Genomic DNA, 22,323 nt, shown 5'->3' on the forward strand with positions numbered 1-22,323 from the left:
TGTTCCATCGTTAAAAGCCTTATCAATCCGCAGATCCTGCCCTTGGGAGAGCACAAGACGAATAATAGCGAATAAATAATAAAGGAAACTTCCTACAGACCACTCCTTAAATTATACCCATTAATTTTTTGACATGAAATCAAGGACTAAAATTAAAACCAGTCGTCTAGGATCAGCATATACTTCGTTGTTCCAGCAAGAGGCTCAGCCATGGAAATCCCAGACGAGCAGCACGCGATTGGCAAGGTGGACATCGCTTTAAAGGAAGCCCACCAATACAACTACTTTCAGCTAATTGAATTACTGCAGCAATTGCACGGTGATGATCTGGAGCAGCGCCCGCCATCTCGTGATATCAAATATGCGTCTGCGCTGAGGCCCTGGGGCTGCTGCGCAGCCCCTTTCGCGACACACCTCCGCCTTGCTATAGCGGAAGCCCTCTCAGTACACTCGCTCAACACCCTCCTGCGCCGCCTTTGTCAGCAAACGCCTCTCATCGGCAGGATATGGCAACGAGCTCTTCAGGGAGCATCCTCTCTATCCTTTCAGCCAGCTCGCGGAGCCCAGCGAGGCGAGACATGATCTGCTCGACGATTTTCATACGGGCTGCCGCCGCATCGCGCAGCCCTTGCATGGCCTGCAGCGCGTCGTCCGACTGAGCCAAGCCTCTGCGCGCTGAGACGCCGAGCCTATCTATTCCCTCACGAGCATCACCAGCGGTCTGTTCAAGACTCTGTGCTATCTGGTGGATTTGCGCACTGGAGTCAGCTACTCGCCTAGAGAGATTACGCACTTCATCAGCCACCACAGCAAAGCCACGACCATGATCCCCTGCCCTTGCTGCTTCAATAGCCGCATTCAGCGCCAAGAGGTTTGTTTGGCGTGCGATGTCCTGGATGCTAGCTACCAGACCTGTAATTTCCACGGACTGACCACCCAACGCATTAAAGGCCTGGGCACAATGAACCATTGACTGGTCAAGCTCTCTGAAAATGCCAGCCGAGCTTTGAATGCTGTCTGAGCTGGAGCTGACTTTTCCACCTGCCTCGCGAGCCAGCTGATTAGCGAAGTCCATATCTCGCTCGGTATCTGCAATCGCAACGCTCAGTCGCTCTAGATCAACCTTCACTTGAGGGTCAAGAGCGAGAGGCTCAGCCTTGCGTGTGTTGTCTTCCGTTTGTGTGCACGGCACACGCACCTCGTAGGGTATTTCAACACGTACCTCTACCCTCTCGATCCTTGCAAAATGGTACAGCCAACCGGCTAAAAGCAGCGAGAATACATTGAGTGATAGGCAGAGGATCAAAGACTCAGGGTAAAGAAATGCTGTAACGCCCGCGCTCGCTGCACCGACCTGTACGATTGCACCGGCCCAAAGACGCTGCGTTATTTTCGACATAGTTGCTCCCCAGCCCGCACGCCTTAAGGCCTGTCGAGCTCGACTCATTATTATTATCTAGGTGCCCATGCCTTCGCTCGAGCACCAATGGACGAGTAGCACCGTCGCCTTGCACGCACATAGACTCACGGTCAGCTAAGATTATCGCGATCGCGTTTCAGCCCACTATCCGTTTTGTGCAGGGATGTATCCGGTTTCGTGGAGCGAATCCAAACTGCCCTGACGCGGAATGATGAATACAGGGCGAGGATTTCAGATAGCGGAACTCAAGCAGCCGATGAATTATGATCAAACAATGAGTGATAAATTTTGATATTAAGATTCACTGCGAAGTCGCGAAGGGTGGCTATCACGAGCTTCACATCCTCAGCGGTAAACTGTACTGCTTGGCCTTCAACATTTCTCCCATGACGGACAAGGAGGTCGTCACGCTTCGCGAAAATTTGATCTATAACAGTGAAATTCAACGTTTCAAGTCGCTCACCAAAAATCTCAATTAACAAATATTCAACATTGCAAAAGCTCTTCAAGCTCAGGCCGGACGCCATATCACCTGAAAACCCTCTCCCCCCCGATAAAGCTTCTCGCTCACTTCCATGCAAGCCTGAAGAAAACCCATCCTCCAAGAACCTGCTTTTAAAGCTAGCTCGCAAACTTGGACTACTCACAACAGCCTTACTCAGTATTGAGCTCAGCATCGACCCTACCACATTGACGGCGTACACATACAAAAGCTTGAAAACAGCAGGCGCATCACTACCACTCACACTAAGACCTAGTAAATCCGAAGCCTTTGAAAGATCAGAAGACAGCTTATCGAAAAGCTCACCAAGACTATGCCGAGTCAATCGCTGACTTTCCGTATCTTCTTGGACCGCTTTAATTATTCGAGAGAACTCGACACCTAATGTGTTCCGATGCATTCCATTAGTAGATGTCTCGCCTTTCAACCTATTCTGATCCCGACTACAAGCGATAGATTCATCCTGGCATCGCCTTGGGATAAAGCCTTTGCCCACGGTCATATCCTCCCTCCTGACGTTCGTTGATGAAAATAAACTAGGCCAGACAGTGCTGTTGAGCTGACATCCGACAGTACAAGAAGCGCGCCGGAGCGCGCCTTGTATCAATATTTACGGCACAATCCGCACGGACTTTTTATGGGTAAAGGTCAGGAAGCTGAAATGCCCATGGTATTCGCCCATACCAGAAGCACCGACTCCCCCGAATGGGAGGTATGGCGAGAACGCATGGAGCATTACGCCGTTCACCTGCGCATCACCAGACTGAATCTGGTTGATGATACCTTTGGCGACATTCATATCCTTACCGAACACATAAACGGCCAAAGGCTTTGGATGGTACTTGTTGACTTGATCTATGGCAGTCCGAACGCTATCAAATTCAAGAACAGGCAGAATCGGGCCGAAAAGCTCCTCGGACATCAGAGGGTCATTCCACTCCACACCATCTACTACCGTAGCACTCAAGGCGCGCTTGCTTACGTCCGCCTGAGATCCTACAAGTACCTGCCCTTGCGTTGCTTCCAGCAGGGAGACCAATCGCTGCACCTGACGCTCGGTGACGAGCTTGCCAGTAGAGTTGATCTCGGGCAGCTCGGTCTTCACGCGCTCAACAAGGCGCTCCAAAAGTGCATCTTTGACGCTGCAGTGCACATAGAGGTAATCCGGTGCAATGCAGGTTTGACCACTGTTGATGAATTTACCGAACATCAATTGATTGACCGTCTGATCGAGATCCGCGTCAGGCAGGACAATCAGTGGGCACTTGCCACCGAGCTCTAGAACGACAGGAGTCAGGTGTTTAGCAGCCGCCTGCATAACCACCTTGCCGACATTGGGGCTACCGGTGAAAAAAATGAAGTCGAAAGGTAGGCTGAGCAAATGACTATTTTCGTCTCGACCACCCTGGATAACCGTGACATATTCAGGAGCAAACGCCTCAGCAATGATCTCCTCGATTACCGCCGAGGTTTCCGGTGTGGTTTCAGACGGTTTGATGATGCAAGTGTTACCGCCTATGATCGCACCAATCAGCGGGGTGAGCGTCAGGTTAACCGGGTAGTTGAAGGGGCCGATGATATAGGTGACCCCGTACGGCTCTTGGACGACATAACATTCGGAAGGCGCAATAATGTCTGGCGACGGAACCGAAACTGGCGCGACCCATTCATCAAGGTGAGCAAGCGCGAAATCAATTTCGTGCAATACTGCACCGATCTCTGCCAGGTCGACTACATCCTTGGGCTTGCCCAAGTCCTCTGCAAGCGCAGAATAAAGAGCTTCCTTGTTATTGATAATCGCGTCTTTCAGTCTTTCTAGCGATTGCTTGCGGAAGCCCACATCAGCCGTAGCTCGGGTAGCAAAATACGCCTTCTGAGCGGAGAACAGCGAGTCAATCTTAGCCGGAGACAGATAATTCATGAGTGGATTTCCTCTTTATTCGGGATTACAGGTTCTATCGGTAGTAACCGACTTGGGATCGGCAGTGCTACAGGGAAATTTTGGTTTCAACTACCCGAACGTTTCGGCGTCGGGCCACGCCCCAAAATGCTCTCGATGAGTTTTGCGATACTGAGCAATCGCACATCACTGCCCGGAATACCCTCGATCTCAATACCTACCGGCAAACTTTCTTGTTGAGACAACCCGGCAGGCAGGCTGATACCAGGCATGCCAGCATTACTGGCCGGGTCGGCATTTCGAATCATGCGTGCGAAGGCCTCGAAACTGGTCGCAGCGGGATTGCTCTTGATCGCGAGGTCAGGCGTGGTGGGATGGATAATCGCGTCGAGTTGATGCTCTTTGAATAGAAGCTCGAAGCTCTGGATGAGCTTCGGACGAGCATCCTTCATAGCAGTGACGTAGGCCTGCTCAAGATCCACAGGTTGACCTTCTAGCTCCCCCAGCCTTCCAGGCAGGATGTAATCTTCGAAGATGGTTCGGACATCTGGGCTGCTGATCCCAGCGACCAGCTCGTCGAAGGAAACACCGGCCTCATTTGCCGACAGATATTCCGTTAAGGCTGACCTGCATTCGTGTAATGCCAACGGCATACTGACTGCATGATTCAACTCGAAGATTTCGGGCACCGGAACCCGCACAATCTGCACACCTTGCTGCTCGAGCTTTCTCAGCGCATCTTCAGACAGCCTTCTGACCGGATCGCTGAGATCAGCCCACAGTTGGTCAACTACCCCCAGTCGAATCGACTCGGCAGCAGGAGCTTCCGCAGGCAGGGCCCCGGTGATGATCGAGTCCAGCAGCACTATGTCTTCGACCGAGCGAGCGATTGGGCCCGGCGTATCGCGCGTTGGGGAAATCGGTGTGATGCCGTCGACTGGATAACGCCCAACTGTTGGTCGAAAACCAACGCATCCATTCACGGCACCAGGCTGTCGAACAGATCCACCTGTATCGGTACCCAAAGCTGCAGGAATTAAAAGTGCGCCGACAGCGCTACCACTCCCAGAGGACGATCCGCCCGCAATGCATGAGTGGTCAAACGCGTTACGAACACCTATTACGCCTGGGCTGTGGAACGCGGTGTTGTAGCCCGAGGTGCCAAACGCCAGCTCATGCATGTTGGTCTTCCCAACAACGATTGCCCCGGCTTTGAGCAATGGCTCGATAACTCGGGCGTTACGCGTTGGAAAGAATTTGGACAGTGCTGGAGTCCCGGCCGTGTTCGCGAAGCCGATCACCTGGATGTTGTCCTTAACCGCGATCGGTACTCCGCCCAATGGAAGCGGATCACCACCCGCCTCAAGGTAGTGATCATACGAGTCTGCTTGCTTCAGGGCTGCGGCTGCATCAACGCTGATAAATGCGTTCAGCTGAGAGAAGTCCGCGATCCGAGAAAGCCACGCTTCCACAAGCTTGCGGCTCGTGATCTGTCGTTGCCGAACCAAGGCAGACGCTTCGGTGAGAGTGAGCTCCCAAAGATGCTCGGGTTGAGCCGACAGACGCATTGCGTCGGTAGCGAGCTTTTCAGGCTTATCTACAGGGTGGCGCATTTTTTACCTCTCCTAGCCGCGCTGGCGATGCTGTGGTTCACACAACGGTAATGTGGGCCTGCGGCAAAAGGTCTCCTCAAATTTGAGGATTGCCAGAGACATTTCATAAGCAGCGGGCTAACTGAGTGCGGTTCTGACACTCAAGCTTCGCCATGGCGTTCTTCAGATGGGTGCGTACCGTGCTGAACGCTATATCCAAGCGGCGGGCTACCTCTTTATCGCTGGCTCCCTGAGCCACAAGTTCGGCCACCTCAGCTTCTCTCATCGACAATCGCTGGGAAGTCGTCGGCGCCGGGCTAAAAGCTTTCTGAACATATGGCTGGAGCGTCGATAGCAGACGCTCTTCTCGCTCGCTGAAGGGTTTGCTCCCCTTGCTCCTCCATACCCTGAGATCGCCGATGTCCCGATCACCGTCGAAGAAAAAGACGTTGAGGCCGTGCTCCATATCTGCCGGCTGAAGAAAGTCGTTGTAGAACTCGCTCTTGAGCATTGCTGAAGGTGGCACATGACAGTCGACTCGCGCCGGCGCCCTCACCTCTCGCATGATCGGGGTTACCAAATCGACCTGGTAAAAGTGCTTCTGATAGGCCTCTATGAGCCGGCTCTCCATGTTGAAAGCCAGCGGGTCGATGGATCGCCCCTCACTTTTATCCCACACGAATGAAGCAACGAACTCCGCGTCAAGAAAGGCCGCTACCGCTTGCAAAATCGCAGCCCGAGCGTTTGGTTTTCCCTGGGACTGAGCAAGAAGCCAGACCAGCTCAGCGAGCTGATCCATATCGGTTCCACGTAGCACGGTTGCCATTGCCTACCTCCGAAAATGCTGTCAAAGCGTCACAGAAAGGTAAAAGCATCAAAATAGAACTGATCTATATATTATTTTAGAATCTATCTATTTGATCTATTTAGGTCTCGATTTTATCGTGGGATTCACCATTTGGTAAGAGATAAAAATCATGGCTTCGGTACACGGCACCACATACGAACTCCTGCGACGTCAGGGCATCGACACGGTCTTCGGCAATCCTGGCTCGAACGAGCTCCCGTTTTTGAAGGACTTTCCAGAGGACTTTCGATACATCCTGGCTTTGCAGGAAGCGTGTGTGGTGGGCATTGCAGACGGCTACGCACAAGCCAGCCGGAAGCCAGCTTTCATTAACCTGCATTCTGCTGCTGGTACCGGCAATGCTATGGGTGCACTCAGCAACGCCTGGAACTCACATTCCCCGCTGATCGTCACTGCCGGCCAGCAGACCAGGGCGATGATTGGCGTTGAAGCCCTGCTGACCAACGTCGATGCCGCGAACCTGCCACGACCACTTGTCAAATGGAGCTACGAGCCCGCAAGCGCAGCCGAAGTCCCTCATGCGATGAGCAGGGCTATCCATATGGCAAGCATGGCGCCACAAGGCCCTGTTTATCTTTCGGTGCCATATGACGATTGGGATAAGGATGCAGATCCTCAGTCCCACCACCTTTTTGATCGCCATGTCAGTTCGTCAGTACGCCTGAACGACCAGGATCTCGATATCCTGGTCAAAGCTCTCAACAGCGCGTCCAACCCGGCGATCGTCCTGGGCCCGGACGTCGACGCCGCAAATGCGAACGCAGACTGCGTCATGTTGGCCGAACGCCTCAAAGCTCCAGTCTGGGTTGCGCCATCCGCTCCACGCTGCCCATTCCCTACCCGTCATCCTTGCTTCCGTGGATTGATGCCAGCTGGTATCGCAGCGATTTCTCAGCTGCTGGAAGGTCACGATGTGGTTTTGGTAATCGGCGCTCCAGTGTTCCGTTACCACCAATACGACCCAGGTCAATATCTCAAACCTGGCACGCGATTGATTTCGGTGACCTGCGACCCTCTCGAAGCTGCACGCGCGCCAATGGGCGATGCGATCGTGGCAGACATTGGTGAGATGGCTAGCGCTCTTGCCAACTCGGTTGAAGAGAGCAGCCGCCCGCTCCCAACTGCAGCACCGGAACCCGCGAAGGTTGACCAAGACGCTGGCCGGCTCCACCCGGAGACAGTGTTCGACACGCTGAACAACATGGCCCCGGAGAACGCGATTTACCTGAACGAGTCGACTTCAACGACCGCCCAAATGTGGCAGCGCCTGAACATGCGCAATCCTGGTAGCTACTACTTCTGTGCAGCTGGTGGACTGGGCTTCGCCCTGCCTGCAGCAATTGGGGTTCAACTCGCAGAACCCGAACGACAAGTCATCGCCGTCATTGGCGACGGATCGGCGAATTACAGCATCAGTGCGTTGTGGACTGCAGCGCAGTACAACATCCCCTCCATCTTCGTGATCATGAACAATGGCACCTACGGTGCGTTGCGATGGTTTGCCGGCGTTCTCGAAGCAGAAAACGTTCCCGGGCTGGATGTACCAGGCATCGACTTCTGCGCACTCGCCAAGGGCTATGGTGTACAAGCGCTGAAAGCCGACAACCTTGAGCAGCTCAAGGGTTCGCTACAAGAAGCGCTTTCTGCCAAAGGCCCGGTGCTTATCGAAGTAAGCACCGTAAGCCCGGTGAAGTGAGCTAAGCCATGAGCCAGAATCTCTTTAACGTTGAGGACTATCGCAAGCTCGCGCAAAAGCGCTTGCCGAAGATGGTGTACGACTATCTGGACGGTGGGGCTGAAGATGAATACGGGGTGAAACACAACCGCGACGTCTTCCAGCAATGGCGATTCAAACCGAAGCGGTTGGTAGATGTCAGCCGCCGCAGCCTTCAAGCGGAAGTGCTTGGAAAGAGGCAGTCGATGCCTCTCTTGATTGGGCCTACTGGGCTGAACGGTGCGCTGTGGCCTAAGGGGGATCTCGCCCTAGCTCGAGCAGCAACCAAGGCCGGAATCCCGTTCGTGCTGTCGACCGCCTCCAACATGTCCATTGAAGACCTAGCACGTCAGTGTGATGGCGATCTGTGGTTCCAGCTCTATGTAATCCACCGAGAGATCGTGCAAGGGATGGTGCTCAAAGCCCTGCACTCCGGTTACACGACACTGGTGCTTACTACAGATGTGGCAGTTAACGGCTATCGCGAGCGCGACCTGCATAACCGATTCAAGATGCCTATGAGCTACACCGCGAAGGTGGTGCTGGACGGATGTCTGCATCCGCGTTGGTCGCTCGATTTGCTGCGACACGGCATGCCGCAACTGGCCAATTTCGTCAGCAGTCAAACGTCCAGCTTAGAAATGCAGGCAGCATTGATGAGCCGCCAAATGGATGCCAGTTTCAACTGGGAGGCATTGAGATGGCTGCGTGACCTCTGGCCGCACAAACTGCTTGTTAAAGGGTTGCTCAGTGCTGAGGACGCCGATCGCTGCATCGCAGAAGGAGCTGACGGTGTGATCCTTTCAAACCATGGTGGCCGCCAACTCGATTGCGCGGTATCGCCTATGGAAGTCTTGGCACAATCAGTGGCGAAAACGGGCAAACCAGTGCTTATCGATAGCGGCTTCCGACGGGGTTCAGACATCGTTAAAGCGCTTGCGTTGGGTGCTGAGGCTGTACTCCTAGGACGTGCAACCTTGTATGGCCTTGCAGCACGAGGTGAAACGGGTGTTGACGAGGTTCTAACCCTCCTCAAAGCGGATATCGACCGCACCCTGGCCCAGATTGGATGCCCTGACATCACCTCCCTTTCTACTGAATACCTCCAAAGCGAGGGAGTGACTAACACCGCTCCAGCCGATCACCTCATTGGTAAAGGAACACACGCATGAGTGAAGTACTGATTACCGGCCTGAAGACGCGAGCCGTCAATGTCCCGTTGGCCTACCCCGTTCACACCGCCGTTGGAACCGTTGGCGCAGCGCCTCTTGTTCTGATCGATCTGGCCACCAGTGCCGGCGTGGTAGGCCATTCCTACCTGTTCGCATACACCCCCGTAGCCTTGAAGTCCCTGAAGCAGCTCCTGGACGATATGGCAGGCCTGATCGTCAACGAACCATTGGCGCCGGTTAGCTTGGAAGCCATGCTCGCAAAACGCTTCTGCCTGGCAGGTTATACGGGGTTGATCCGAATGGCCGCTGCTGGCATCGACATGGCAGCTTGGGATGCGCTGGGTAAGGTTCACGAAACGCCACTGGTGAAACTCCTCGGCGCCAACGCGCGACCAATTCAGACCTATGACAGCCACAGTCTGGATGGAGTCAAGCTCGCGACCGAGCGCGCCGTGACAGCAGCAGAACTCGGATTCCGGGCGGTTAAGACCAAGATCGGCTATCCGACATTGGATCAAGATCTCGCCGTCGTGCGCAGCATCCGCCAAGCGGTAGGTGACGACTTCGGGATCATGGTCGACTACAACCAGAGCTTGGATGTACCCGCTGCAATCAAACGCAGCCAAGCGCTGCAGCAAGAGGGCGTCACCTGGATTGAAGAGCCGACGCTTCAACACGATTACGAAGGCCATCAGCGCATTCAAAACAAGCTCGATGTGCCCGTCCAGATGGGTGAGAACTGGCTCGGCCCTGAGGAGATGTTTAAAGCATTGAGCGTCGGTGCATGCCGGTTGGCTATGCCAGATGCAATGAAGATCGGTGGCGTGACGGGCTGGGTCCGTGCTAGTGCGCTTGCACAACAATTCGGCATTCCAATGTCCAGTCACCTGTTCCAAGAAATCAGCGCTCACCTGCTGGCCGCCACCCCAACTGCGCATTGGCTGGAGCGTTTGGATCTCGCCAGCAGCGTCATCGAGCCTACGCTTGCATTTGAGGGCGGGAATGCGGTGATTCCGGATCTCCCTGGCGTTGGGATCATCTGGCGCGAGAAAGAAATCGAGAAATATCTGGTGTAATGCAAAAGAAAAGGCCCGCTTATGCGGGCCTTTTCTTATACAGACTTTCCATGCCTTAGCGTTTCGGAAGGTAGCTCTGAAAACCTGGCTTTATATTCAGCCGAGAAACGGCCCAAATGCGTAAAACCATAATCCATCGCGAGTTCAGTTACGCTCTTTTTTCGACCGTCAGCATTCAGCAACGCCGCACGTATCCGATCTAGTTTCCTGCTGACAAAGTACCGACGGGGTGGCTCACCCATGTGCTGATCGAAGAGGACGTAGAGGCTGCGCACACTGACGTTGGCATAACGAGCCAACGTTCCAGGTGTCAGATCGTGCTTCAAGTTGTCCTCAATATATTGCAGCACCTTGCGCAAAACTTGACTCTGCACCCCCTCGCCCTTCACATCCATATTAGTCAAAAAAGACGTAAGTGCTTTGATAATGATAATTTGAACGTAATACTCTTGAACCGCACGAATCATGTTTTCACTTTCAATCTCGCTACAGACAAGACTCAACAGCTGCGCAATCCCTTCCAGGTCGACTAGCTTGTATACTTTATCGTCAAAACGTAGGCCTTCGGCTGGCAGGCACCAGCGCTGGAGCCCACACACCTTACCGATCAAATTCACTGGAATTTTCAAAATGAATTTTTCGCAGTCATCCGAGTAGGTGAAATCCACTTTATCCTGTGGATTAATCACTATCAAATCACCAGCAAGCAGGACACGCCGACCATTTAGGTGACGTTGCAGGCAGCTTCCGCTCAACATAATTTGAATGTGAAATTTGTCTCGAAGAGATGCCGATGTAACGCGTGTTTCGCTGCCATATCTGATTCGACAAAAATCAAGTTCTGCTACCTGCCTGTGAATGAGCATCGCCTCGCGACGCACATCAGCGATAGCGATGGAGTGATTTCCAACATGCTGGTTTACATAGGCTGAAACCAGGCGAGGATCTGCAAGATCGTAGACTTTGCTACGCTCACTTAACAGTTCGATACTCATAATCACGGCCTCTAGCGAAAAGCACTGAGGTAGCACACCCTGGAATACAAGGCGCGCCGGTCAACTGGTTACCAAATTTTCCAGGTATAACTTGTAATCAGACGGTTTTCATCAAAGTCCGCACCATACTTTGTCTTAACTTTTATATTCCTACCTTCAAAAGCCAACCCACTGAGCGGACCACTTTGAATAACATAAGAGAGAATAAAGTTCGTTTCGCTTTCGACGTTTTCAGAAAGGCCAGGGCCGCGATCAATGTTGGTACCACGCAGATAACGGGTCATAAACTTCAGCCCTGGTACACCCATTGCTGCGAAGTTATAGTCGTAACGGGCTTGCCATGAGCGCTCCTGGGCCTTGTAGAAAGCGATCGTTGACCAGTTGACCAGGAATGGCTGCGGCGCGTAGCCATTTAGCAACGGGAAGGCATCATCGCCATACATACGCTGATAGGCTGCGGTGAAGGTATGTCCACCTTTGCTAAGTGCAGTCATCACACCCAGCGAGCTGTTATCAAGACTACCGGAAAGCTTTGCGCCTTCATCTTGAGTATTGTAATAGCGAAGGTCTGACTTCAACGAATAGCCATTACCCAAGTCCAGGGTATACGCTGCCGCAGCGTAATGCTGCTTATAGATATCTTCCAGCTGTCCAAAGTAATACGTCGTATTGAGCTGAGGAGTAAAGTCGTATCGCGCACCGGCAAAGTTCAAACCCTCGCTGCTCTGCGCAGGTGAATCACCAAACAAGTAAATATCTTCCCTGTTGGAAGATTCACGTGTGGCCGTTTTCCAGAACCGACCAGCATTCAACGTCAGCTTAGACCACTCTTTTGACTCAATTGTCGCCCCCTCATAGGTAGTGATGAGCTGCCTGGAGTCATCGTAAAAAGCGACAGGGAGCATCGGCCGATGCTCGCCGATCTTGACTTCCGTGTTAGAGAATTTGATCTTTGCCGCGACACTGGCACGACCGTAGTCAGTGACAGGCCTACCTTTGCTATCATCATAGGGAAGAACGGTATCTGGCCCACGACCACCACCACCGTCGAGGCGATATGCGTACTGCCCGAACGCATCCAAGCCAAACTTTACAGGCCCGTCAGTGTACCCCGACTTAAACTGCAGATCGAACCCTTGGCTCCAGCTGCCCACACGCGACTTCGGAGCATTGTTCTGCTTGAAATCCCTGTCGTAATAGAAATTACGAAGGCCTAAAGTTAGATGACTATCGTCAAACACATCCGCGTGACCTGTAGCCGCATACATCATAGCCAAACCGGTGACAGCCCAGCCCATACGATCGAATTGTTTCATCCAACCCACTCCGAATTATTATTGTGCGCGAGTTTTTCTAGTGCGCACTCACCCGAGCCGCGAATATGGCCAAGGGTGATGTGCTTAATAAAAAAAGGCGCGACGCACGCGCCGCGCCGAAACCCGTTGCAGGCGAGCTATTTACCTGGACGGGGTATTACAAGAAGGTTAAGCGCTCTGCTTCACTGGGGTTTCAACTGACAGCCGACCAGCATGCCTCTGAGAAATCATCATCACAGCAATTACAGCTACCACGCCAGGCAGACCGAACAGGAGGAAGTTCTGCTCAAAGGGCAGACTCAGGCTGTAGAGGTAGCCACCAAGGAGCGGGCCTGCTACTGCTCCACAGCGCCCGACTGCGGCTGCCATGCTGACACCGGTAGACCGTGCATTGGCGGGATAGATGTCGGCTGCGAGCGTATGCACTACAGACAGACATCCAACTGTTGCTCCGCCGGCGACCAGCAGCAGCGCATACAAGGTCACGGGGCCGGGACGAACGCCCAACAGCGAAATCGAGATGGCGGAAAGCGCGAAGAAAACCAGCAGCGTTGCCTTGCAGCCCCAACGGTCTGCGACGAAACCACTGGCCAACTGGCCGAATAGAGCACCGATGTTCATGATCAGCAGGAAGGTAATGCTCGAGCCCAGTGGATAGCCACCGCTATTCATGAGCTTCGGCAACCAGGTATTCAGGCCGTACACCATGAGCATGCACATACCAAAGGCAACCCAGACCATCAGGGTGGCGAATGCACGCGCGTCGCTGAACAGAGAAGCCATGGACGTTCCCGCAGTATTGGCTACGACGTCGACTTCGTACTTGGCGCCGCTGATGTGGCGGTGGTTAGGATTGATACGCTGCAGCAGTGCACCGACATCATCGTGGCGCTTTTTGTGCACCAGGTACGCCACCGATTCAGGGAGCGTTTTATACAGCAGTGGCAGGCAAAGCAGTGACAGCCCTGCGATATAGAATGGGGAATGCCAGCCCAGCATTGGAATGAGGTAGATACCCGCCAGCGCCGAGAGCAAGCCACCTACAGCGAAGAAGCTAAGCATCAGGTTGATGAGACGGTTCCGGTACTGGGTGGGTGCCATTTCTTTCAGGATGGTCACTAGGTTCGGTACCACCCCACCCAATCCCACACCGGTGAGGAAGCGGCAAATCGCGAACGTAATAGAGTCAACAGCGAAGGCGTTCGCGAAAGCTGCAACACTGAAGAGAGCGACGCAGAAAAGGATAATCGGGCGGCGACCGAAGCGATCGGCGGTAGTGCCAAGGAGCACGGCTCCGACCATCATGCCCAACATGGAGCTAGAGCCAAGCATCCCAGCTTGAGAAGGTGTCAGATTCCATTCTGTCATCAGGTGCGGCAGCACGGAGCCGTAGATGACCAGGTCGTAGCCATCGAACAGCATGATGAAAGAGCACCAAAAAACCAGGAGAAAATGGAAGCGACTGAGCTTTGCGGTATCGAGGATACCGACTGCGCTGATGCGTTGCATGGCAGGTACTCTTGTTGTTTTTTTGAGGTGATCGAACGAGAGCTGCATACCCCCGATCCGTTCGACCTCACGTTATGGGGTGTTGCCTGATAGATCAAATAGATATATTTTTGCCTTTAAAATAAGCCAGATCTATTTACAATGATCGATCTCAATCTTGTCCGTGTCTTCGTGACCATCTTCGAAACCGGCAGCGTCAGCGGCGCAGCTGAGCGTCTCCACGTCACGCAGCCGTCCGTGAGCTATGCCTTGGCCAGGCTCCGCGACCAATGGGGTGACCCGCTTTTCAAGCGCTCGCGTGATGGGATGCAGCCTACCGTTCTAGCTTCACAGCTCTACGGATCCTTCCGTTCGTCGCTTAGTGATATCGAGCGCGCGGTGGCACTCACTAAAAAATTTGAGCCCCACCTCTCGACTCGCCGTTTCCGTCTTGCTCTGTCGGACTTGGGAGAGGTTTACTTCCTCCCGCATGTACTGCGCGGACTGCAGACCACAGCGCCATTCGTCGAATTGGAAGTGATCCAGGTCGAGATAGACCGGATGGACGAATGGCTGAAAACAGGAAAAATCGATGCTGCAATATGCAACCGAAGCTTCCTACCTGTTCAAGCAAAATGTGAGCTGATGTTTGAAGAGCGGTACGTCTGTATGGCTCGCAAGGATCACCCGCGCATCGGAGATAAACTCTCCATGCAGCAATACCTTGAAGAACGCCACGTTGTCGTATCAGCCGGCACCGGCCACCACTTTGTTGAGGATCGACTGAGGGAGGCAGGCGTTGAGCGAACTGTGAGCCTTCGCGTTCCACACTTCAGCGTTCTGCCCGAGATCATTTCATCCAGCGACCTGCTGGTGACGCTGCCAGAGCGGGTCGCCAACGTCTATGCAGAGCGCAATGGCCTCAAGACAATGGAGCTACCATTCACCGTGCCAAAGTTCGAAGTCAGCTTGCACTGGCATGAGCACAGCGGTGATAACACTGCCCAGCTATGGTTCTGTGAGTTCCTGAAGGAAACGATTTCCTGCTTATAAACGCCAAGCACGGACGATGTCTGGGCAGGTAGCCCAACCATCGTCCTTATCGACTTATGCCTTACTCAGATATCAGTCGCGCATCGGGCTCGTCACCCTGAAGGTCAGTACCTAGAGCATCAGTGCCGACAGGAGCCGGATTGAATGCCTCCACGCAAGGTGTCGGTTGATCGTTAAAAAGCAGACGCAAAACATCTGGCCGCGAGTAATGCCCAACCGGGTCGAGTGCCGCTTTAGCTACAGAAATGGCGCCCACATCGACGTCGGCATAAAGGATGCCTTCTTCATATTCGCCCAAGGGCTCACACAGCGGTGCGCCATCGGGGCCATAGATCATCGCGAAACCACCTCCATCCTGCAACAGGTTGCCCTTATCAGGGGTGTCGATGAGAAGGTTTAGCATGTCTTTAGATACGATTGCGCACGCTGAAATTACGAAACATTGACCCTCAAGAGCATAAACTTGGGTGGCCGCGCAGTTAGCCTCAGCGCTCAGCTGATATGCGCCACCGCGATATACCGAGAAGCTCGGCCACGAGGCAATGTGCAACTGCTCATGCTGGCTGTACATCGCAAACTTGGAGAGTGGCTGTACGTGCTCTGCACAGCAGAGTGCACCTACCCTTCCCAGTTGCGAATTGAAGACCTTAAGGTCACTGCCGTTACCTTCACCGTAAACAGTACGCTCAGCATGGGTGGGCTTGAGTTTACGGCGCGTACCAATCACTTTACCGTTGTCATCGATAATTGCTTGACCGAGGTAGAGGGTGCCAAACGAGCGCTCGCTGTAACCCATTACAACGTGAATACGGTAAGTAGCGGCCGCTTTGCACAGTCGCTCAAACTGCTCGCTTTTCAAGTCAAGCGAGTTTTCTACGTAGCGCTGAACAAACTGCATTCCCCACGCGGGAGAGCCAAGCCAGATCCACCACGGATATCCTGGAAGATAAACTTCCGGAAAGGCAACCAGAGATGCTCCGTTGTCAGCAGCTTCTTTAATGAGGCGAATAGCCTTATCAACCCCTTTGTCCAAATCCAGGAATTCCGGGGCAGCTTGCACAGCTGCAACTTTATAATGTGTTTTGGAAGCGTTCATGTAGCCACCCTCAGAAGTAATTGTAATATACCGCACGCTCTTGTTGGCAGACCGGATCTTATCAGTCAAAAACAAGCCAACCTTTACCAGTATTATCGTGTGAATTGACCAGCCCTACCGCTTGGTTGCCCTGGATCTACGGCATTACCAGGTGTAACAGGTCGAGGTGCGCGTCAGGGCAGGCCGGTAACAACGAGAGTTTTGTAGCCACTTTACACGGCTGACTTGATTGATTTTCTCGGTTCTTTTGACCTCCATTCCCAGCAGCTGCCAGAACACGCATTGGCACAATTACTGCTTGATAAAATCGATATTTACGATCCGGAGTTGAAAATGGCCCAGCAAACCCTCATATCCACAGCGATGCTTCCAGTTAAGCAGCGTTTGGAGTTCTGGCATGAGAGTGTCTGCAAGCACTTCGCATCTCTAGAAATTGGAATACATGATGAAGAGCTGTCAAAAGGATTACGCTCCACGCTGGTGCACAGTGAATTCGGAAAGTTAGATTTGATTCAACTTGATGCATGCAGGCAATCGGTGCAACGTGACCACCGTAAGATTATCACTGACGCACACAGGCAAGACTATACCCTGCTCAGCCTCCAGCTTAAGGGAATAGGAAAAGTGGAGCAGGACGGAAGACAAGCTATTGTGCGACCCGGTGAAGCCGTTCTATTTGACACTTCACGGCCCTACTCCTTTCAGTTTGACGAAGACTTTGAAAAAATCGTAATACGAATACCTTCAGAAACATTGAAGACGCTATTTTCAAGACCTGACCGGCTCTGCGCCGTAAACATAAATAGCAGTGCACCAGGCGCCAACTTACTATTTACGTATATTGGAAGCCTGGTATCCGAGTACAAAACGCTGCCACAAAACTGCACGAGCGCATTTTCCAATGCGCTTATTGAGATGATGGGAGGCATGCTACAGGAGCTACCGGAAAGCAAGTCTGCCAATGACTCAAGCATAAAGAAAACCCACCTATACGAACTCAAGCGAACAATCGCTACGGAGCTTGCGAATCCGAAACTTGGCGCAGAGCTCCTGTCTCTACAGCTTGGTCTATCGATCAGCAGTATCTACAGAATTTTTTCACATGAACCAATACCGTTAATCCAATATATATGGCACAGCAGACTAGAACGCTGCCTCGAAGACTTGACAAACAAGTGTTACCTTGACCTTTCTATAACAGAAATTGCCTTCAGGTGGGGTTTCAACAGCAGCGCACACTTTAGCAGGGCATTCAAGGAACGCTATGGCATAACGCCAACCGCCCACCGAAAAAATAACGTTCCGCTCAAACCGACCAAATGAACTCGGTTACCGCAAAACCCTAGGTCGTGCGCCCTGAGAAAATTGCTGTTCTGCCGGCTTATCCCCCTAAGCCGCTATGCTCTTTCCGCCCGCCAAATACTCAGTAATCTCAAACAAAAACGTCGATAAAGCCAGATAAGCCCCTGCCATTAGCAGCTTTATAATCAGACTACCGAGCACAAGAAAACAAGCTTATACGCCTCGGCTACGGCCAGCCCGTAGGAAGTCATGACTTTTCGTTACTCCTGCTAATAATAATTCGGAGCTTCGAATGAAAGCTGTTCAGATCCACAATAAAATTCACCTTTATGCCACGAAGCGTACTGTACTCGCGACTGCTATCGCTGCGGCTACTTTCCAAGCTTCCGCTGCGGAATTATCGACTGACCCTGGTGATATGGTCGCTTTACCTGCAGGAACTGAACTAGGAGTCTTCTACTATCAACATGCGGAAAGGGACAAGGTCAATGTGGACGGCCACTCAGTCCCTACGAAGTTTGGATTGAACAGCGACATCATGGTAGCGCGTTACGTAGAATGGATGGAGGTTGGCGGTTACACCATCACGCCTCAAATCATTGTGCCATTCGGGCGGCTCAAGCAAAGCGCCTCGCAGGATGAGCAGGCGAGCGGCCTAGGCGACCCACTGGTGGGTAGCATGATTTGGCCCATAAATGATCCTATCAATGAGCGATGGCTTAACGTTGGGGGTTTTGTCGGTGTGCCTGTCGGTAAATATGATGCTGATCAAGGTGGAATCAATATCGGTAGTAACCGATGGAAAGGCGTACTGCAAACAGGCTATGTCCAAGCCATTATTCCCAGAAAGCTTTACGGGGAGGTTACTTTTGAGTACGACATGTACGACAAAAATGATGACTTCCTTGGAAAAACGCTTCGCCAAGACAATGTATTCGAAACCACCCTTCATCTGCGCTATGCAGTGAATGACCGAAACCAGGTTGGCCTGACCTACTATCATACGGTTGGAGGTGAAAGTCATCTGGACGGGTTAGCCCAAGACGACGGGCTCAACACCAAGCGTTACATGGTGACTTGGCAAAATTTCGTCACTCCGAAGACCCAGGCGCAATTTCAACTCGGTCGTGACCTAGACGTCACCAACGGCCCGAAAGAAAAGCTTAGACTCCAATTCCGTTTGGCCCATGTATTCTAAAGCCCACAAATAGATTGTAGAAATGACAAGGGGCAAGCCCGAGACGAACCGGCCTGCCCTTTACTCATTTGATCCTTGTAACCCTTAGATTTCTTGCAAGGCTCTCGGACGAGAGCTGCGCTGCTCAGCGGTAGCTTCCGGGGCTGCCTGCAGATGGAAATCAAAATTCAGCTCAGCGTAACGGCCTGACACACCACGCGCACCATCCTCTCGGAAGGCAACCTCTCCAACCAACCCATCACGAGTGGCATAGGGCAATGCTGGGACAACGCCCCAACGGAGCGTTTTTTGGCACGCTCAAATATGAACGGGTGCCAGCCAAGGGTTATGAAGACATCGAAGAAGCCAAAAAGGATATGACCAATTTCTTCATTCGTTACAACCGGGTCAGGCCCCATGACTGCAACAACTATCTGCCGCCAATAGCTCTGGAGCAGCAGGCGGCTTGATCTCCATGAACGGTGTCCGGAATTACTTGACCAGAACACGGCCGCTCCTACAGGGGCCGGGCATGCTTTGAAGTCGATTTCGGTCAGGTGGGGAGCTTTCAAGAGCGCTCGGCATCAATGGATCCACAAAAAACCGATAATCGCACAAAACCCGCAGCCATCCGATCATTCGTGTTGACCAGGCTCACCTGTCACGGCTCTAATGGATCCATTAAATAAAAACAAAACCCCGGAGAGCCTCCCCATGTACCCCAAAAACACCTGGTACGTCGCCTGCACCCCCGACGAGATCGCCACCAAGCCCCTGGGCCGGCAGATCTGTGGGGAAAAGATCGTGTTCTACTGTGGCCACGAGAACCGTGTAGCGGCCGTCGAGGACTTTTGCCCGCACCGTGGCGCACCGTTGTCGCTGGGCTACGTCGAGGACGGCAACCTGGTGTGTGGCTACCACGGCCTGGTCATGGGTTGCGACGGCAAGACCGTGTCGATGCCAGGCCAGCGGGTACGCGGCTTTCCGTGCAACAAAACCTTTGCGGCGGTGGAGCGCTATGGCTTCATCTGGGTCTGGCCCGGCGACCAGGCGCAGGCCGACCCGGCGCTGATCCCGCACCTGGAATGGGCGGTGAATGAGGAGTGGGCCTACGGCGGCGGGCTGTTCCACATTGGCTGCGACTACCGCCTGATGATCGACAACCTGATGGACCTGACCCACGAAACCTACGTGCACGCCTCCAGCATCGGCCAGAAGGAAATCGACGAAGCGCCGCCAGTCACCACCGTCACGGGCGACGAAGTGGTCACCGCCCGGCACATGGAAAACATCATGGCCCCGCCCTTCTGGCGCATGGCCCTGCGTGGCAATGGCCTGGCCGACGATGTGCCGGTGGACCGCTGGCAGATCTGCCGCTTCACCCCGCCCAGCCATGTGCTGATCGAAGTGGGTGTGGCGCATGCCGGCAAGGGGGGCTACCACGCCGAGGCGCAGCACAAGGCGTCGAGCATCGTGGTCGACTTCATTACCCCGGAAAGCGACACCTCGATCTGGTACTTCTGGGGCATGGCGCGCAATTTCGCGGCGCACGACCAGACGCTGACCGACAACATTCGTGAAGGCCAGGGCAAGATTTTCAGTGAAGACCTGGAGATGCTCGAGCGCCAACAACAAAACTTGCTGGCCTACCCCGAGCGCAACCTGCTGAAGCTGAACATCGATGCCGGCGGTGTGCAGTCGCGCAAGGTACTGGAGCGGATCATCGCCAAAGAGCGTGCGCCGCAGCCGCAACTGATCGCCACCAGCGCCACCCCCGCCTGAGGAACCGCCAACATGATCGATGCCGTAGTAGTATCCCGTAACGATGAAGCGCAGGGTATCTGCAGTTTCGAACTGGCAGCAGCGGATGGCAGCCTGCTGCCGGCGTTCAGCGCTGGCGCACATATCGACGTGCACCTGCCCGATGGGCTGGTGCGCCAGTATTCGCTGTGCAACCACCCCGAAGAGCGCCACCGCTATTTGATTGGCGTGCTCAACGACCCGGCTTCGCGAGGTGGCTCACGCAGCCTGCACGAGCAGGTACAGGCCGGTGCTCGCCTGTGCATCAGCGCGCCGCGCAACCTGTTCCCGCTGGCCGAGGGCGCGCGACGCAGTTTGCTGTTTGCCGGTGGCATCGGCATTACCCCGATCTTGTGCATGGCCGAGCAGTTGGCCCACAGCGGCCATGACTTCGAGCTGCACTACTGCGCCCGCTCCAGCGAGCGTGCGGCGTTTGTCGAGCGTATTCGCAACGCGCCGTTTGCTGATCGCCTGTTCGTGCATTTTGACGAGCAGCCGGAAACCGCGTTGGACATTGCGCGGGTACTGGGCAACCCGCAAGACGATGTGCACCTGTATGTGTGCGGGCCCGGTGGGTTCATGCAGCATGTGCTGGAAAGTGCCAAGGGGCTGGGCTGGCAGGAGGCCTGCCTGCACCGTGAATACTTTGCGGCGGCACCGGTAGATGCCAGCAACGACGGCAGTTTCTTGGTGCAGCTTGGTAGCACGGGGCAGGTGTTCGAGGTGCCGGCCGACCAGACCGTGGTGCAGGTGCTGGAACAGAACGGTATCGAGATTGCCATGTCGTGCGAGCAAGGTATTTGCGGCACCTGCCTGACCCGCGTGTTGCAGGGCACGCCGGACCATCGCGACATGTTCCTTACCGAAGAGGAGCAGGCCCTGAACGATCAGTTCACGCCCTGCTGCTCACGCTCGAAAACGCCGTTGCTGGTGCTGGATATCTGACCCGGCTTACGAAGTCGGCAGGATGACCTTCATGCCCGTGTCTACCGCGCACCCGCCGAAGGTTTCGGCGTAACGCAGGGTGGCATTGGCGTGCTCGCGCATGATCGCTTCGGCGCGGGCACCCTGGCGGTTGACCAGGGCATCGAACACCGCGTGGTGCTGCATATGGGCGAAGTTGAAGCGCCGGTATTCGCGGGCCAGGTCATGGCGGTCCACGGCCAGTGCGGTGACCGAGGCGAAAGGCAGGTGATCGTTGCGTGCCAGGGCGACGGCAATGGCCGGGTTGTGACTGGCTTCGATGATCACCTGGTGGAAGCGCATGTTGAGATCGTGGTAGGCCTGCAGGTCTTCTTCGGTCACGAAGCCCTTGTCGAACAGCTGGTCGCCATCGACCAGGCACTGTTGCAGCGCCGCGCGTGCTTGCGTTGACAAGCCACGTTCTGCAGCCTGGCGGGCAGCCAGGCCTTCCAATACGCCACGCACCTCGACCGCGCCAGCGATGTCTTCGGCGCTGACCGAGCGCACCTGAAAGCCCCGGCCGCCAAAGCGCACCAGCAGGCCTTCCTGCTCAAGGGTGCGAAACGCCATGCGCACCGGCATGCGTGATACGCCGAACAGTTCGGCGGTGGGGACTTCCATCAAGCGCTCGCCAGCCGCCAGCTCGCCCGAGGCGATCATCTTGCGCAACGCGACCAACACCATTTGACCGGGCTTGCTCATCCAGGCAACTTCCAGAGACAGGAGCGGGCATCTTAGCGCAAGCCGAGGAGGTGTTGCTGGCCTGTTCGGGCTGACCGGTTTGCATGAGAGCACACCAGCTTCAAACCATGCGCCGCACCTGTGGGAGCGGGCATGCCCGCTCCCACAGGGGTCGTACTAGACTTCAGGTTGTGACCGAGACAGTTGA

At 54.2% G+C, this 22,323-nt stretch carries 19 protein-coding genes and 2 pseudogenes; 9 read left to right on the forward strand and 12 right to left on the reverse strand.

What is annotated here, in order from left to right; translation table 11 throughout:
* Positions 1-444: 444 nt before the first annotated feature.
* The 6 genes and pseudogenes from ABE456_RS10885 to ABE456_RS10910 form a co-directional block, all read right to left on the reverse strand.
* A pseudogene (locus ABE456_RS10885) lies at positions 445-513 on the reverse strand (DNA-directed DNA polymerase); the annotation flags it as partial.
* On the reverse strand, positions 494-1,399 hold the full coding sequence (locus ABE456_RS10890) for a methyl-accepting chemotaxis protein (protein ID WP_346643909.1): 906 nt from the start codon (positions 1,397-1,399) through the stop codon (positions 494-496). The gene ABE456_RS10890 and the pseudogene ABE456_RS10885, both read right to left, overlap by 20 nt.
* A 266-nt stretch (positions 1,400-1,665) precedes the next feature.
* Positions 1,666-2,424, reverse strand: a complete 759-nt coding sequence (locus ABE456_RS10895) for a hypothetical protein (protein WP_346643910.1) — start codon at positions 2,422-2,424, stop codon at positions 1,666-1,668.
* A 108-nt stretch (positions 2,425-2,532) separates the two neighbouring features.
* Complete coding sequence (gene mdlD, locus ABE456_RS10900; RefSeq protein WP_346643911.1) at positions 2,533-3,843, reverse strand: NAD(P)-dependent benzaldehyde dehydrogenase MdlD; 1,311 nt, start codon at positions 3,841-3,843, stop codon at positions 2,533-2,535.
* Between the two features lie 86 nt (positions 3,844-3,929).
* The gene (gene iaaH / locus ABE456_RS10905; RefSeq protein ID WP_346643912.1) at positions 3,930-5,435 is read right to left on the reverse strand and encodes an indoleacetamide hydrolase; all 1,506 of its coding nucleotides are present in this window, start codon (positions 5,433-5,435) and stop codon (positions 3,930-3,932) included.
* 103 nt (positions 5,436-5,538) lie between these two features.
* Positions 5,539-6,240 carry a LuxR C-terminal-related transcriptional regulator gene (locus ABE456_RS10910; RefSeq protein WP_346643913.1) on the reverse strand — a complete coding sequence of 234 codons (702 nt, stop codon included), beginning with the start codon at positions 6,238-6,240 and terminating at the stop codon, positions 5,539-5,541.
* Positions 6,241-6,391: 151 nt separating this feature from the next.
* Here ABE456_RS10910 and mdlC point away from each other — a divergent pair, with 151 nt between their 5' ends.
* Genes mdlC through ABE456_RS10925 form a run of 3 tightly spaced genes read left to right on the forward strand, consistent with a single transcriptional unit; the run spans position 6,392 to position 10,244 of the window.
* Positions 6,392-7,978 carry a benzoylformate decarboxylase gene (mdlC, locus tag ABE456_RS10915; protein ID WP_346643914.1) on the forward strand — a complete coding sequence of 529 codons (1,587 nt, stop codon included), beginning with the start codon at positions 6,392-6,394 and terminating at the stop codon, positions 7,976-7,978.
* Between the two features lie 8 nt (positions 7,979-7,986).
* Positions 7,987-9,168: an alpha-hydroxy-acid oxidizing protein gene (locus ABE456_RS10920; RefSeq protein WP_346643915.1), complete on the forward strand. Its 1,182-nt coding sequence runs from the start codon at positions 7,987-7,989 to the stop codon at positions 9,166-9,168.
* Positions 9,165-10,244, forward strand: a complete 1,080-nt coding sequence (locus ABE456_RS10925; RefSeq protein ID WP_346643916.1) for an enolase C-terminal domain-like protein — start codon at positions 9,165-9,167, stop codon at positions 10,242-10,244. The genes ABE456_RS10920 and ABE456_RS10925 overlap by 4 nt, the downstream gene beginning before the upstream one ends.
* A 35-nt stretch (positions 10,245-10,279) precedes the next feature.
* Here the strand turns inward: ABE456_RS10925 and ABE456_RS10930 are convergent, their stop codons facing one another.
* The 3 genes from ABE456_RS10930 to ABE456_RS10940 all read right to left on the reverse strand — a co-directional run bounded on the left by ABE456_RS10930 (position 10,280) and on the right by ABE456_RS10940 (position 14,112).
* Positions 10,280-11,239 carry an AraC family transcriptional regulator gene (locus tag ABE456_RS10930; protein ID WP_346643917.1) on the reverse strand — a complete coding sequence of 320 codons (960 nt, stop codon included), beginning with the start codon at positions 11,237-11,239 and terminating at the stop codon, positions 10,280-10,282.
* Between the two features lie 68 nt (positions 11,240-11,307).
* Entirely contained in the window at positions 11,308-12,555 is a 1,248-nt protein-coding gene (locus ABE456_RS10935) for an OprD family porin (RefSeq protein WP_346643918.1), read from the reverse strand.
* A gap of 168 nt (positions 12,556-12,723) precedes the next feature.
* Positions 12,724-14,112 carry an aromatic acid/H+ symport family MFS transporter gene (locus ABE456_RS10940; RefSeq protein WP_346643919.1) on the reverse strand — a complete coding sequence of 463 codons (1,389 nt, stop codon included), beginning with the start codon at positions 14,110-14,112 and terminating at the stop codon, positions 12,724-12,726.
* Positions 14,113-14,205: 93 nt separating this feature from the next.
* On the opposite strand from ABE456_RS10940, the gene ABE456_RS10945 reads away from it, so the two are divergent.
* Entirely contained in the window at positions 14,206-15,096 is an 891-nt protein-coding gene (locus tag ABE456_RS10945) for a LysR family transcriptional regulator (RefSeq protein ID WP_346643920.1), read from the forward strand.
* A 61-nt stretch (positions 15,097-15,157) separates the two neighbouring features.
* Here ABE456_RS10945 and ABE456_RS10950 read toward each other — a convergent pair whose 3' ends face one another.
* The gene (locus tag ABE456_RS10950) at positions 15,158-16,192 is read right to left on the reverse strand and encodes a carbon-nitrogen hydrolase family protein (RefSeq protein WP_346643921.1); all 1,035 of its coding nucleotides are present in this window, start codon (positions 16,190-16,192) and stop codon (positions 15,158-15,160) included.
* A gap of 225 nt (positions 16,193-16,417) precedes the next feature.
* Here ABE456_RS10950 and ABE456_RS10955 point away from each other — a divergent pair, with 225 nt between their 5' ends.
* Together ABE456_RS10955 and ABE456_RS10960 are read left to right on the forward strand one after the other, a co-directional pair.
* Positions 16,418-17,515 (forward strand): helix-turn-helix domain-containing protein, encoded by a 1,098-nt coding sequence (locus ABE456_RS10955; protein WP_346643922.1) that lies wholly within the window; start codon positions 16,418-16,420, stop codon positions 17,513-17,515.
* A 271-nt stretch (positions 17,516-17,786) separates the two neighbouring features.
* A complete protein-coding gene (locus tag ABE456_RS10960) occupies positions 17,787-18,692 on the forward strand; it encodes a transporter (RefSeq protein ID WP_346643923.1) in 906 nt (301 codons plus the stop codon).
* An 84-nt stretch (positions 18,693-18,776) separates the two neighbouring features.
* On the opposite strand, the pseudogene ABE456_RS10965 reads toward ABE456_RS10960, so the two are convergent.
* Positions 18,777-18,944: pseudogene (locus tag ABE456_RS10965) on the reverse strand (catechol 1,2-dioxygenase); the annotation flags it as partial.
* A 5-nt stretch (positions 18,945-18,949) separates the two neighbouring features.
* Here ABE456_RS10965 and ABE456_RS10970 point away from each other — a divergent pair.
* The 3 genes from ABE456_RS10970 (at position 18,950) to ABE456_RS10980 (ending at position 21,416) form a co-directional block, all read left to right on the forward strand.
* On the forward strand, positions 18,950-19,141 hold the full coding sequence (locus ABE456_RS10970; protein ID WP_346643924.1) for an integrase core domain-containing protein: 192 nt from the start codon (positions 18,950-18,952) through the stop codon (positions 19,139-19,141).
* Positions 19,142-19,385: 244 nt separating this feature from the next.
* Positions 19,386-20,453, forward strand: a complete 1,068-nt coding sequence (locus ABE456_RS10975; protein WP_346643925.1) for an aromatic ring-hydroxylating dioxygenase subunit alpha — start codon at positions 19,386-19,388, stop codon at positions 20,451-20,453.
* Between the two features lie 12 nt (positions 20,454-20,465).
* Complete coding sequence (locus tag ABE456_RS10980; protein WP_346643926.1) at positions 20,466-21,416, forward strand: PDR/VanB family oxidoreductase; 951 nt, start codon at positions 20,466-20,468, stop codon at positions 21,414-21,416.
* Positions 21,417-21,422: 6 nt separating this feature from the next.
* On the opposite strand, the gene ABE456_RS10985 is transcribed toward ABE456_RS10980, so the two are convergent.
* Complete coding sequence (locus ABE456_RS10985; protein ID WP_346643927.1) at positions 21,423-22,136, reverse strand: GntR family transcriptional regulator; 714 nt, start codon at positions 22,134-22,136, stop codon at positions 21,423-21,425.
* Positions 22,137-22,323 lie beyond the last annotated feature (187 nt).

Source organism: Pseudomonas sp. TWI929 (assembly GCF_039673335.1).
Classification (GTDB): Bacteria; Pseudomonadota; Gammaproteobacteria; order Pseudomonadales; family Pseudomonadaceae; genus Aquipseudomonas.